Raw genomic sequence first — 14198 nt, 5'->3', positions numbered from 1 at the left:
GATGGACTCATGTTTATGTATCCTGTTGATGAGGAAATTAATTTAAGGCTAGTTACGGAAAGGGATGCAGAAGAAATCTTCCAAATGATCGACGCTTCTCGGGCACATTTGCGAAGATGGCTTGGCTGGCTAGACCATTCAATGAAAGTGGAAGATACGAAGACCAACATCAAGAACAATTTACTATTGTTTTTAACGAATGAAGGGCTGGATACGGCCATTGTTTATAAAGGGAAAATTGTCGGAAAAATCGGTTTTAATAAAATTAACAAGGCTAACCAAACTGCTTACGTGGGCTATATGCTGGACGAAGCTTACCAAGGCAAAGGTATCATGACAAGAGCGGCAAAGGCGATCGTCAAAATTGCTTTTGAAGAATATGAGCTAAATAAAGTGGAGATTCATGTAGCTGCAGAAAATGATAAAAGTCGCACCATCCCTAAACGATTAGGTTTTAAAGAGGAAGGAACCATCCGTAGTGCCGAATGGCTGTATGACCATTACGTAGATCATGTTGTATATGGCATGTTGCGGGATGAATGGAATTAATAAGAAGTGCCGTTTTATTGGACGGCTCCTTCAGAGTGTAGACAAAGTCGATCCTCGACTTTGTCTACACGTTTTTTTAGGCTATTTTCTTCAATGAAAAATTACCAGACTGTCTTGAAAACGCTTGGCAGACAAGGCGGGCAGTTGAGTGAAGACCCGAATAGAACATTACGTTCATGAGGGGACGAACGAGACAACCAACGCAGGATGAAAGCGTTTGTCAACAGTCTGGAGGAGCCGTTTTATTGGACGGCTCCCTTTGATTAAATCAATATATTACTTTGCAATGTAACGCATATGAGGTGTATTGACATAGCCCACTATTAAAATTTGCTGATAACCAACAGAAGGAATTTACACTATTTTGCAGCCAACTTCTCCATTTCACCAAGCAATTCAACAGCAGAAACACATTTTTCACCGCCGCCTTGAACGAAAGCATCGCTTCCGCCCCCTTTTCCATTGATTAGTGGAAGAATGGCGCCCGAGATCAATTTCATGCTTTTCTCCACCCGACTCCCACGCGCTGCGATAAATTGAAGTTTATCTTCGTTATTTGCCACAAGAAGGCAAACTCCATCTTCCATCTGGGAAACGACGATACGGCCGAGCTTTTGCAGAGCTTGTACGGTACGATTTTCAAATGTAGCACCTACAATTCCGTTTTCACTCTTTTCAACAAGCTCCCTTGCTTCATACTCAAGCAATTTGTTTTGGGCATCTTCCAAAGCTTTTTCTGTATCTTTTGTATCAATGAACATCTTACGTAATGCTTCAGCTGCTGAATGTTCAGGAACACTCAATTGACGGGCAATGTCTGACAAAACAGCCTTTCGCATCGCCAGTTGATGTAACACACGGTTTCCACAAACAAAGGAGATGCGGGTATTGCTTTTCATTTTTTCCGTTCCCATAATCTTAATGGCACTCACTTGGCCGGTTGAAGTTGGATGGGTTCCGCCGCACCCGTTATAATCGTATTCGGGGATGATTACAAGGCGGATATCCTCCTCTACAGCAACATCCTTGCGTAAAGGGTAACTAGATAATTCCTCTCTTGATAGCCATTTAGTTTCAATCGGTCGGTTTTCCAATATTATTTCGTTTGCACGTTTCTCCGCCTGAGCCAGTTGCTCATCGGAAACTTGACCAGCAGCAATATCGATTGTGACAAGCTCAGTACCAAGATGGAAGCTAACCGTCGGGAAATCAAATAACTCAACAAAAGCCGCGGTTAAAATATGCTGTCCACAATGCTGTTGCATATGGTCAAACCGGCGTTCCCAATCGATGCGCCCCGTTACCTCACCTTCAAGAGCATCAACATTCCCCTCGACATAATGTCGAATCTCATCATCTACTTTTTCTACATCCACTACGCGACAATCATTAATCATTCCTGTATCATGCGGTTGTCCTCCACCAGTTGGATAAAATGCTGTATTCGAAAGGACAACATATGATCTCGTTTCTTCCTTGCTTGTACGTACAATTTGGGCCGTAAATTGTTGCATCATTACATCTTGATAATATAATAATTCCCTCATCAAAAATCTCCTTTAAGGCTAACTATTTACTTTTATTGTTGCATATCCGCCAAATTGTGTCACTCGATAGAAGAAAGTTATCTTTAATTAGAGATTTATCTATTTCCATAGTAAAAGCCTTATTGTAAACTTAACATAGCGAAAAAGTATCAATTATATTTTGTTTTTCGCGAAATTTAGACAATATTCACACAATAAAATATATATTAGTAGGAGTTATTAAATGAGAAAATATGCCATTTTATTTACCATCGCTATTTGTTTACTGGTTCTTACTGCTTGTTCTAATGAGCAGGAGAGTACAGAATCGGAATCTCTTCATGTTGGAATCATGTTATCCGACGCTGGGTTAGGTGACCAGTCTTTCTCGGATATGGGATTCTCAGGACTAGAACAAGCACGGGATGACCTAGGTATCTCCTTTGATTATCGTGAATTGCAAGATACAGGAAGCTATGAACAAGGATTAGAAGAATTAGTGGAACAAGGAAACGACTTAGTGATCGGTCTTGGCTTTTCGATTCAAGAGGCATTAGAAACGGTCGCAAAGAAAAATCCAGATGTCTCCTTCTTAATAATCGACTCCCAATCGGAATTGCCGAATGTATATAATATTACTTTTAAAGAAGAAGAAGGATCATTTTTGCTTGGATTGGTAGCCGGCATGAAAACAAAAAGTAATGTGGTTGGCTTCGTTGGTGGGGAAGATGTGGAACTCATCCACAAATTTGAGGATGGCTTTGTAGCTGGAGTAAAGGCAGGAAACCCAGAGGCGAAAATTCTATCGAAGTATTCCGGAACTTTCGGAGACGATAAGTTGGGAGAAAGTATAGCAAAAGAAATGATTGCAGCAGGAGCGGACTATATTTACCCTGCAGCCGGATTTACCGGGGTAGGGGTTATCCTTGAATCACAGAGAGCTGGAACGTATTCCTTCGGAGTAGACAGCGACCAGTTTTATTTAGCGGAAGGCTCAGTGGTATCTTCAATGGTCAAACAGGTAGATGTCGCCATCTACGATACAGTAAAGGAACTAGTCGAAAATGGTTCCATTAGTGAAAAGAATAAACATCTCGGTTTAAAAGAAAATGGAGTTGGCACTGCCCCTATTCGAGTGATTGACTTGTCACCAGAAGAGCAGGAGAAGCTTGATCAGTACATCGAAGATATCTCTAACGGAAAAGTTACAATACTAGAATAGGGTGATGAAGATGAAGTTGAAACAAAGATTATTGCTGCTATCCATTGTTCCTTTACTACTTTCTACGGGCATTATTGGTTTTAATATTAGCCAATTATTTACCCTGCAGTCCTCAACGGAGGAAATAGTGGATTCACTAATTACGGTAGAAGAGTTGAATAGCTCTGCCCAAAGCTTGCAAAAGTCATTGGATAGTTATGCATTTAATATATCAGAGAGCAATAAAAATAACATCGAACAAGACCTGCAATTAGTGAAAGCAAATTATGAGGCGTTGGCACCGTTACTAGTAAGTAAAGAACAAAAACAGCATAGTGATAAGATTGCGCGCAAATACGACCAAATCCTTGACGAATCCACGCCTGCAGTTGAAGCGAACAATCAAGCAGAAATTAAGAGACAATCATTCAGAATCAAAGGTCTAATCAATGATGTCATTGAGCTGAAACGGGATATTAATGAACAATACAAAACGATGCAAATCGAAATACAAAATAATATCGATAGAATTATTTATATTTCGATCGCCTTGATGGCCATCTTGCTAATAGGAAGTATCATAACGGTACTTTTATTAACGAATCGTATTGTAGGTCGTATCGAGCAAGTGACGCGAAGTGCGGAAGAGATTGCCGACGGGAATTTGGCTATTGAACTGGAAGATGTAAAATCAAAAGACGAGGTGGCTACCTTACAGCGTGCCTTCAAAAAGATGTCTTCAAATCTAAGGGAATTTTTATCCCATGTCCAGGATAGTTCAAGCCAGGTTGCAGCATCTTCGGAAGAACTGATGGCAAGTGCGGATGAAACAATGAAGGGTGCCGAATTGATTTCGGATTCGATTCAACAGGTTTCAAGTGGGGCGGAGAAGCAATCTTTCATGTCGGTTGAGTCGGTTCAATCAGCCGATAAAAGTAAATCCTATGTGGATGAAATTTCAACGATCGCAAGCTTGGCACAACAATTATCTGTTTCGACAGGCAAGAAGACAGAACAAGGATCAAAATTTGTAGAGGTAACGGTTTCGCAAATGGAGAAAATTAATGAATCAGTTGATGAGACCGACCATGCATTATCCATCCTAAACAATCAAACAAAAGAAATTGTTAAAGTCCTATCTCAAATTACGGAAGTAGCCGACCAAACAAACTTGCTCTCATTAAATGCATCCATTGAAGCAGCAAGAGCGGGTGAAGCCGGAAAAGGATTTGCCGTAGTTGCGGATGAAGTTAAAAAACTTGCCGATCAAACAAGACAGTTAGTTGCGAATATAACTGGAATTGCAAAACAAATCGATGTGGATACAGAAAAAACAGTGACTTCAATAAATGACGTAAAGGATCGTGTCCAAAAAGGATTGGAAATCGCCTTTGATACACAAACTACATTTGGTGAAATCCAAGAGGCGGTCGGACAAGTCCAAACTCAAGTTGTGAATATCACATCAATTTCAGACAAAATCGAAGTTGAGGTTTCAAAAGTATCGGCACATGCGAAGGAAATGTCGGAGGTTTCTAAGTCAACTTCTGATAACTCAACTTCTGTGGCGGCCACTTCCGAGGAGCAATTAGCCTCAATGGAAGAAATCTCGGGAGCAGCAGTCTCACTGGCGAATCTTGCGGAAGAATTACAAGTACGTCTATCTAAATTTACAATTTAATTAAGGTATGTGTATTATAAAACTATCTACAATAAGGTATATCGTTCTTTGTTAGAGAAACGTAAGGGAGTTTGATGAATGGAGATTACACAATACTCGTTTGAAGAAATTAAAGATCCAACAAATATTATTGAAGGAAAACGGTTTGAGTTTTTACTGGACGTTGAAGTCGATGAAGAGGACGAGCTGTATACAGTGGCAGGTTTAGAAATTCGTGTTTTAATCGGCCAAAAAGCGGAAGACGACATCTTCCTTCTAAATTATTTCATCATCGATAAAGGGGATAATTCTTACTTAGATTTTGAACTTGAAGAAGATGAAGAAGCAATGATCTTAAACTTCTGCAAGGAAGAGTTAACAAAAGAGAATAGTGAATAGCCTAACAGGAGGTGCAACTTATAGTTGTACCTCTTTTTTCAATATTGGGTGGGATTTATACAACATATTAAAATATAAATAGCCTAGCTGCCAACACGGGGAGCTAGGCTATTTCACGTATAAAGGGAGCTATTGCCATGAATGATAGCTTCTAGCTCTGAATTAATCATACTGTAAATTTATTAAAAAGGGAGTGGTTTTACAAAGTCTTAATAATAATTAATAAACTTAATAATTTCCAAGAGAAGAACGGGATGGGGGAATTCGAAAGTTTGTTGAAGTATGTCTAGGAAAAATCAATGTCTATATGTATAATATTTCCAATGTACAATGATAATGAAGTTGAAATTAGGGGGATCATATGGACACTAAAAAGAGACTTAAACCTCTCTATGCAGCCAAACAATTTATAGATAAGAATTTTCCAAATTGCCAAGGTGCACTGCTCGCTGGAAGTGTTGTAAGAGGGGAGGATACGGATACTTCCGACCTTGATATTGTAATATTCGACGACAATATTCTAGCCTCCTATAGACAATCAATCATGGAATTTGAATGGGCAATTGAAGTTTTTGTTCATAATTTATCTTCATATAAACAATTTTTCGAAGAGGATTCTAAAAGAGCAAGACCTTCCTTACCAAGAATGATCTCAGAGGGGATTATCATTAGAGATCTTGGTGTTATTCAGCAGATTAAAAGGGAAGCCAATATTATTTTGAGCGAGGGTCCTGAAATATGGAATTCAGAAATAATTCAAATTAAAAGGTACTTTATCACCGACGTACTCGACGATTTTATTGGTTCTACTACTAGAGCTGAAGAACTGATGATAGCCAATACATTGACGGATATGATTCAGGAATTTGTTTTAAGGAGTAATGGTTGTTGGATAGGCTCTTCGAAATGGATCATACGAGAGTTGAACAACTTAGATAAATTATTTGCAAGTCAGTTTGTAGATGCATTAGATACCTTTTATAAGAAAGATGATAAGTCTAAAATTATCGACTTAGTAGATCAAATTTTACAGCCCTACGGAGGACGTTTGTTTGAAGGGTTTAGATTAGATTCGAAATAACATGCAATCCAATGCAAGGAGTTCAAGTCGGATAATAAAACTAACTTGATGGAAATTAAACGCACAATTTAAACTTCACACTGAAAAGCTCAGGATAGAAAGGTGCGGCTTATTCATAATTATTCCGTACCCCCCATATAATTTTCAGATAATAATACATGAATATTTCTTTCATATACAAATATACGGAACATTCTGTTATAATACTGATAATTAAATTTTAAACTGTATTATAACATTATATGCATTGTACAATTCATTTTGTACTAAGGGGGATGGGAAGATGACGATTTTAAAGGGATTAAAAATTCTCGACTTTTCTTCATTATTGCCAGGGGCTTTTACAACGATGATGTTTGCTGATTATGGGGCGGATGTAATTCATGTTGAATCTTCAAGAAGAGTGGAAATGATGCGCATTATGCCACCTTATGATGAGGATAAGGAATCCTACATTCATCAGCATTTAAACCGTTCCAAGAAATCGCTTACACTCAATTTGAAAACAACGGAAGCCGTCGAAATCGTAAAATCTTTAATTCATGAATATGATATTGTCATTGAAGGATTTCGACCCGGGGTGATGAAGCGTTTAGGGATGGATTATGCAACTTTAAAAGAAGTAAATCCTAGGCTTATTTTTTGTTCAATCACTGGTTATGGACAAAGTGGACCTTATCAGTACCGACCAGGTCATGATAATAATTACCTCTCGATAGCAGGGGTGCTTGATCATTCCCGGTTAAAGGGAAAAAAGCCGGTAGCTATGGGGATTCAAATTGCAGATATCGCTGGGGGATCATTACATGCAGCAGTAGGGGTGCTCGCTGCAGCTTTACATCGTGAACAAACAGGTGAAGGAAGATTAATTGATGTCTCCATGACCGATGCGGCATTTACCTTCAATGCTTTATATGGGACTTCGTTCTTATCAAGTGGGCAATTGCCGAGGCCTGAAGAAGAGATATTAAACGGGGGTACCTTTTACGACTACTATCAAACAAAGGATGGCCGTTATTTCTCTGTCGGCAGCTTGGAGCCGCAATTTAGAAAGCTTTTATGTGAGGCGCTAGATATACCGGAGTTGATTCAAAGTACATTCAATGATTCATCCTATACTCAAAAACGTTATAAAGAAGCGATAAAAGATGCGTTCCTAACGAAAAATTTTGATGAATGGCTCGAAATTATCGAAGATTTTAATGGCTGTGTCGAACCGGTTTTAACATTCGAGGAGGCTATCAACCATCCACAAATTCAAGCGCGTAATATGGTTGTTGACGTTCCTTTGGCGGATGGTCGTCTGCAAAAGCAAATTGGGGCTGCCATAAAATTTGATCAAATGGAGCCTATCTATAGCTTTGCAGGGGCTAAGCTCGGTGAACATACACAAGAAATTTTGATATCGATCGGCTACTCAGAGGAACAAATCAAGTGGTTAAATGAAAGTGGAGTGTTGGAATAAATGAATTATATGGGGGTGTCTGAATAAGGCGCCTCCTTTTGAAACTTTTTTTATTTTGAAACGTATTTGTTAGTGAGGTTCCAAAATTAAGGAAATCTTCATATTTTTATTAATTTATTCTTAACAATTTCTTGTTATTATAGAGAGTAGATTGAGTTTGCGGGGTGATGAAATGAACAAAACGATTTATATTGTGCTAACGAAAACAAAAACGGTATTATCAAAGGCTATCCAGATCTATACGCAGCATGATTTCAATCATGTCTCAATCTCCTTCGATGCGGAGTTAAAAGAGATGTATAGTTTCGGGAGGAAAAATATTAATAATCCTTGGATCGGCGGTTTTGTTCATGAAAATCCATCATCAACCCTGCTAAGAGAATCCAACTGCGTAATTTTTGCTTGTCCTGTAACAGAACACCAATATGCTATTCTAAAAAATAGAATAGCTTACTATAAACAAAATAAAAATGAATATAAATATAATTTCATAGGGTTATTTGGTGTTGCTTGCCGTGTGAAAATAAAAAGGGAGAGAGCTTTTTTCTGCTCTCAATTTATAGCAACTTTATTCGAAGAAGCAGATCTCCCGCTTTATGGAAAATGCCCATACTTCATGAAACCGTACGATTTTGTACATTTACCATATTTAACATTTGTCTATAAAGGAAAAGTGGAAAATTTCATCGGTTATTGCAGTGAAGAAAAGCAAAAGAAAAAAAGACTTGCTTCTATCCATGCATTCGCCCTATCAGCTATTTACATGGGCAGAAACAAAGTCTCTTAAATCACTAAAGTGTGCATCTATTACTAAATATTTTTTGTATACTTCTATTAATTTCTCAAATAGCTCATAGTGCTGCGTAACAAAAAGTGATTTTAGGATGTTGCATAGATGTTTTGATGTCATAAGGGCAATTTCAAAATAGCGGCTTTGCTCGTCTGGATAGTTTTGTAACCAAATTTCGATGGACTGTACAACATGTTGGGGCGAATTATCGACAATATAAGCAATATCACGTTGTACAGTAGCTTCGATTTTGAAGATTGCATTTTGGTCTGAGTGCTCACGGTTAAAATATGCATAAAGACTGGCGCATGAAGCAATTTCATGTTGTTTCAGCAGTTCAACAACCTCATGATATTTGCTATTCTGGACAAGTGCGTCAATGAGGACATAAAAGATTTGTTCTAAGTAGTTTTTATCATAACGTTTTACGAGTGTGTCCGGTTCAGGCTTTAAATGGGGCAGGACATCACTATATTCTAAGAATAGTTCGATGGCATGATTGATTAATCGGTCATTCGTAATTAAGTAACTGCCATATTCAATAACGCTGGACGCATCGTTATGCTCTGAAGCAGTGATAGCTCGAATATAGGACAAAAGCGTATATTCCTTCTCAGATAGAGCCCATTTTCCTTTCCCCCAAGAAGCAACTATTTCTTCGATCAGCGAATCTACTTTCCGAAAGTGTCGTTTTCCGCCATTAAAATGCGAGATTAAATTATATAGATGAAGCTCTTTTAAATGATATGAACGAATATTTTCCTGATCTATAAAGGCTATTAAATGATTGGTGATGATGACTGATTGATTTAGCGTTAAATGGATTTCTAGTAATGATTTAAAGTGCTTTATTAATTCATTGGCATTATGGATATTATCCAGCGGGGTTTGCATAAATAAAGAATATATTTTTTTTATAAACAGGATATCCCAAAACTTGTAAGTATCATTAAGGACTGTATGCAAGAAATATTTATTGCCGACTTGATAAAGATAAAGCTTTCTTAATCCTCCGACAGATCTTGATTTAGATAACTTTATTTCCTTCCCGAAAACAAGCGCGATCAAATTATCAAACTCCAACCGGTTGTGGATGGTGATATAATCCCAAACAGCTTTCTTACCTGCTTGAGTAGAGAAAAATGCTGCTAAACGATCATTGGCACTTTCAAGATCTATTGCCGTCTCATGCAAGGTTGAATGTAAAAATAAATCTATGTTTCCCCAGTATTTTTTAGCAACTGAGAAGAGAAGGTTTTGGGCTCTCGTTTTACTCACCAGTATAGTTTCAATCGGAAGTAGCGCGCCAAAAATGTCATGATGGAATCCCCCACTTGGAGTCAAGCTCAATATTGCACTTTCAAGAGCTTCTCCAACCATCCCTTTAGAAGTGTTCAGTAGCGATTCATCAACTTTTAGCATTGTAATCTTCCTTCCAAAAGAATGATAATCAAAATATACCAAAAAATTAGGCTTCATTGTGCAAAAAACTGAAATTTACAAATTTCATCAAATTACTATTATAAAAAACGTCTTGTAAAGGGGGAAGTCTCCCCTTTATAGACGCTTTTATTTTTTAGGAGCACTCTTTAACGTCAATGCCGATAGAATTGTTGCAATATAAACAACAACTGTAAATATAACGCTTCCAATCGGCAATTCACCGGTATTGGAATAACTCCTTATTAAACTGATTGTAAATAGGACAGAGATAAAAAGACATATGTAGAAGTGCTTTTTATTACTACGTGTTTTCATAAATAACCTCGTTTAGTTGGATTTACTTTGATGGTAACAGAGTTAGGGAAGTGCTGGCAATCCATTCGTTCCCTCCTGGCAATTCCAAAAATCATAATCTGCTATAATTGCACGGTAGCTTATCGATTATAGTACGCAATATTCACTTTTCTGAGTAGAGAGTTTGGATCTTCCGAGACGTTCTTGAATAAGCGGTACATTTGCTAGGTGTTATTCTCATATATCTTATCAACTGAGAAAGAGGTAAAATAAAAATAATTAAGCCGTGCTCATGGAAAGGATGAATGGACGATGACCTACTTATCTATGATATTCTTCCAAATCGTCGCACCGATTTTGGTGTTGTTGGTGATTGGTGTGGGATTACAGAAGAAGTTCCAATTTAATCTAAAAGCAATGTCTCAGTTGCTCACGTATTGTTTTATGCCTATAGCGGTTTTTCTAAATATTTACGAAACCTCTATCCAATTGACCGTACTTGGGCAAGTGGCATTATTTATAATCATTTTTATCGGGAGTCAAATGATTTTGAGCCATTATATTGCCAAATTTCTTGGTCTTGACAGAAGGGAATCAGCTGTCTTTAAAAATAGTGTTGTCCTGATTAATTCAGGAAATTACGGAATCCCGGTAGCCCAATTGGTTTTTGCTGCCCAACCTATAGGGGTTGCAATTCAGGTAATCCTCGTAATTTTCCAAAATATGACGACCTATACATATGGTTTGTACAATCTAATCTCAGCGACCAAATCGGGGAAGGAAATCTTTAAAGACTTTTTGAAAATGCCGATTGTTCATGCCCTAATTTTAGGAGTATTGCTGAATATCTTTAATGTTGAAATACCGCAATCGTTCCGAATTCCTCTTGATCATATTTCCGACGGGTTTGTTGCCATGGCACTGATTACACTTGGCGCGCAGCTTGCTCAAATTGAACTAAGGACTATGATAAATAAAACGATCTTGATCAGTTGTTTCACGAGACTGATTATTGGGCCGGCCATGGCTTTGGTTGTCATTTATTGTTTGGGAATTGATGGGGTGGTGGCGCAGTCGCTGTTAATCGCGAGTTCATTCCCAACTTCCAGAAACAGCTCAAGCCTTGCGCTCGAGTACGATATCGAGTCAAATACTGCCGCGCAAACCGTTTTGTTTTCTACCATCGTTAGCTGCTTAACGGTAACGTTTGTCATCTATTTATCAACGATCTTGTTTGGTTAAATAGTATGGGGGAATGAATAGTGGGTGCCAGCTTGGCAATTTAGTGTCCAAGGCTGCATCCGGAGTAGTTTGATCACAGTTATAAAATCTTGAAAAAGCTTCGCAATCATATAAATAATAGATTGCGAAGCTTTTAGTTTGGATTGGATATCAATGAATAATAGATAAGCCTGTATTACACCTTATCTCGTTTTGCAATTATTGACCTACTTTAGTTAAGTAAGGGTTTGAAAGGTCCATGCCATCTAAAGTTAAGCCAAGAGCTTTTGCAACACCTTCACCATAAGCTGGATCAGCTAAGTAGCAATGTAAGATGTGGCGGCGTTGAATGAATTCTTCTACACCTTGTAAGTTTTCTGCAGTGTTTTGGAATAAAACTTCTTTTTGCTCTGCAGACATTAAGTTGAATAATTTACCCGGTTGCTCGAAGTAGTTGTTGTCATCTTCGCGGAAGTCGTAGATGTCAGCACCACCATCTAATGCTAATGCAGGCTCTTTATATTGTGGTTGAGCTTGCAGTGCACCGTAGCTGTTTGGATAGTAAGAAATCGCACTACCATTGTTTCCATCAACACGACCTTGACCATCGCGATGGTAAACCATGAATGGACAACGTGGTTGGTTAACCGGGATTTGGTGATGATTTACACCTAAGCGGTAACGAGTTGCATCTTGATAAGCAAATAGACGCGCTTGTAACATACGGTCAGGAGAGAAACCAATACCTGGTACAACGTTAGATGGAGCGAATGCTGCTTGCTCAACATCAGCGAAGTAGTTTTCAGCGTTTTTGTTTAACTCGAATTCACCAACTGGAATTAGTGGGTATTCAGATTTGTACCAAACTTTAGTTAAATCGAATGGGTTATCTTTAGAATTGCGAGCTTGTTCTTCAGTCATCACTTGGATGTACATTTTCCATTTAGGGAAGTCGCCTTTTTCGATAGAATCGAATAGGTCACGTTGTGAAGATTCACGGTCCTGACCGATTACTTTTGCTGCTTCTTCGCCAGATAAGTTTTTAATGCCTTGTTCAGTACGGAAGTGGAACTTCACATACACGCGCTCATTGTCAGCGTTAATCATTGAGTAAGTGTGAGAACCGAATCCGTGCATGTGACGGTAGCCATCTGGAATACCACGGTCAGACATTACGATTGTTACTTGGTGTAATGCTTCTGGTAGGCTTGTCCAGAAATCCCAGTTACTATTAGCGTTGTGCATGTTAGTTTTTGGGTCACGTTTAACAACGTGGTTTAGATCTGGGAAGTGTAATGGATCGCGGAAGAAGAAAACAGGTGTGTTGTTACCAACTAAATCCCAGTTACCTTCTTCTGTGTAGAATTTAAGTGCAAATCCACGAATATCACGCTCTGCGTCAGCAGCTCCACGTTCACCAGCAACAGTAGAGAAACGAGCGAACATTTCTGTTTGCTTGCCAACTTCAGAGAAGATTTTTGCTTTCGTATATTTAGTAATATCATGAGTTACTGTGAATGTACCAAATGCACCAGAACCTTTAGCGTGCATACGGCGCTCCGGAATAACTTCACGGTTAAAGTTTGCTAATTTCTCAATTAAGAAAACATCTTGTAATAAAATTGGGCCACGACGACCAGCTGTTAATACATCATCATTACTTACAACTGGAGTACCAGTAGCAGTAGTCAAACGTTGGTTATTGTTTGTCATGTTTGTACCTCCTAATTAAATTAAAACTCTTCAAAAACGAGTATAACAAAACTAAATCATAATTTCTACTAAATTATAATAATTCTTTTTAAGAAATGTTTATATTTAATGTACTATTTTTAATATTTGACTTTTACTGCGATGGAGATCGGTTATTCTTGATTAAGGGATGGCGAGGAAAACAACAGTGTAGGTTAAGTTGAGGGGTTTAATATATTTGCCATTAAACAGGTTTATAAGATCACTTAGAGTTTTTGTTATGTATGAGGAATACGACTTATTGAAAATAGGGTGAGCTAATTGAAAATGATGTGGGATTGTTTTTTCAAGTATACTTTATATCTATTATTATATAAGATAAAGATTAATTTTGAAAAGTAATACAACCTTTTAAGAATTATTGTGATTTTGGGTGAAAGGAATGGATTCCAAGCTTCGGATTGAAGTTATTAGAAATGCGAATTGGGGAGAAGGTCATCATAGGGTGAATGAAGCACTTCGCGAGGTTATTTATAGAGGGGAAGGTTATCATAATATGCCAAACCAAAGCGCGATTAAAATCGAAGTGACATGAAATCCTCCCTAATGTGACAAACCAAAATCATCTTGAGTTAAAAGTGTCCCGAACACATAAACAATGAGACAAATCGTAGCTTCACCAAGCCAAAATGTCTCAAACTGCATCTTATTGTGACAAACCGAAGCACGATCAAACCCGAAGTGTCGCGAAATCCTCCCTAATGGGACAAACCAAAATCAACTTAAGCTAAAAGTGTCCTAAACACATACACAATGAGACAAATCGTAATTTCACCAAGCCAAAAATGTCTCAAACTGCATCTTAATGTGACAAACT

General features: G+C 38.0%; 13 protein-coding genes. 9 read left to right on the top strand and 4 right to left on the bottom strand.

Annotated features, from left to right (window positions below; all coding sequences use genetic code 11):
- Positions 1-9: 9 nt before the first annotated feature.
- Positions 10-549, top strand: coding sequence for a GNAT family N-acetyltransferase (locus CD33_RS01340; RefSeq protein WP_036197431.1), 540 nt, complete (start codon positions 10-12; stop codon positions 547-549).
- A gap of 359 nt (positions 550-908) precedes the next feature.
- Here the strand turns inward: CD33_RS01340 and CD33_RS01335 are convergent, their stop codons facing one another.
- Entirely contained in the window at positions 909-2096 is a 1188-nt protein-coding gene (locus tag CD33_RS01335) for a serine-tRNA(Ala) deacylase AlaX (RefSeq protein WP_036197428.1), read from the bottom strand.
- Positions 2097-2319: 223 nt separating this feature from the next.
- Between CD33_RS01335 and CD33_RS01330 the strand changes: the two genes are divergently transcribed.
- From CD33_RS01330 to CD33_RS01305, 6 genes are all read left to right on the top strand, one after another.
- Positions 2320-3297, top strand: a complete 978-nt coding sequence (locus CD33_RS01330; protein ID WP_036197426.1) for a BMP family lipoprotein — start codon at positions 2320-2322, stop codon at positions 3295-3297.
- Positions 3298-3307: 10 nt separating this feature from the next.
- A complete protein-coding gene (locus tag CD33_RS01325; RefSeq protein WP_036197423.1) occupies positions 3308-4957 on the top strand; it encodes a methyl-accepting chemotaxis protein in 1650 nt (549 codons plus the stop codon).
- A 78-nt stretch (positions 4958-5035) separates the two neighbouring features.
- A complete protein-coding gene (locus CD33_RS01320) occupies positions 5036-5335 on the top strand; it encodes a DUF6509 family protein (protein ID WP_036197422.1) in 300 nt (99 codons plus the stop codon).
- 361 nt (positions 5336-5696) lie between these two features.
- Positions 5697-6416, top strand: coding sequence for a nucleotidyltransferase domain-containing protein (locus tag CD33_RS01315; RefSeq protein WP_036197421.1), 720 nt, complete (start codon positions 5697-5699; stop codon positions 6414-6416).
- Between the two features lie 283 nt (positions 6417-6699).
- Positions 6700-7881, top strand: a complete 1182-nt coding sequence (locus tag CD33_RS01310; RefSeq protein ID WP_036197420.1) for a CaiB/BaiF CoA transferase family protein — start codon at positions 6700-6702, stop codon at positions 7879-7881.
- 172 nt (positions 7882-8053) lie between these two features.
- A complete protein-coding gene (locus CD33_RS01305; RefSeq protein ID WP_052129881.1) occupies positions 8054-8668 on the top strand; it encodes a hypothetical protein in 615 nt (204 codons plus the stop codon).
- Here CD33_RS01305 and CD33_RS01300 read toward each other — a convergent pair.
- Both CD33_RS01300 and CD33_RS20100 read right to left on the bottom strand, forming a co-directional pair.
- A complete protein-coding gene (locus CD33_RS01300) occupies positions 8633-10093 on the bottom strand; it encodes a hypothetical protein (RefSeq protein WP_036197419.1) in 1461 nt (486 codons plus the stop codon). The two genes, CD33_RS01305 and CD33_RS01300, sit on opposite strands and share 36 nt — an antisense overlap.
- Positions 10094-10240: 147 nt before the next feature.
- Positions 10241-10429, bottom strand: coding sequence for a hypothetical protein (locus CD33_RS20100; protein ID WP_140422985.1), 189 nt, complete (start codon positions 10427-10429; stop codon positions 10241-10243).
- Between the two features lie 291 nt (positions 10430-10720).
- Between CD33_RS20100 and CD33_RS01295 the strand changes: the two genes are divergently transcribed.
- Entirely contained in the window at positions 10721-11650 is a 930-nt protein-coding gene (locus CD33_RS01295) for an AEC family transporter (RefSeq protein WP_036197417.1), read from the top strand.
- A 198-nt stretch (positions 11651-11848) separates the two neighbouring features.
- Here CD33_RS01295 and CD33_RS01290 read toward each other — a convergent pair whose 3' ends face one another.
- Entirely contained in the window at positions 11849-13342 is a 1494-nt protein-coding gene (locus tag CD33_RS01290; protein WP_036197415.1) for a catalase, read from the bottom strand.
- A gap of 421 nt (positions 13343-13763) precedes the next feature.
- Between CD33_RS01290 and CD33_RS20095 the strand changes: the two genes are divergently transcribed.
- Complete coding sequence (locus tag CD33_RS20095; RefSeq protein WP_156967292.1) at positions 13764-13916, top strand: hypothetical protein; 153 nt, start codon at positions 13764-13766, stop codon at positions 13914-13916.
- The last annotated feature ends 282 nt before the right edge of the window (positions 13917-14198 follow it).

Origin of the sequence: Ureibacillus sinduriensis BLB-1 = JCM 15800 (assembly GCF_000772955.1) — a bacterium.
GTDB lineage: Bacteria > Bacillota > Bacilli > Bacillales_A > Planococcaceae > Ureibacillus > Ureibacillus sinduriensis.
This window is presented reverse-complemented; position numbering and strand designations above follow the sequence as displayed.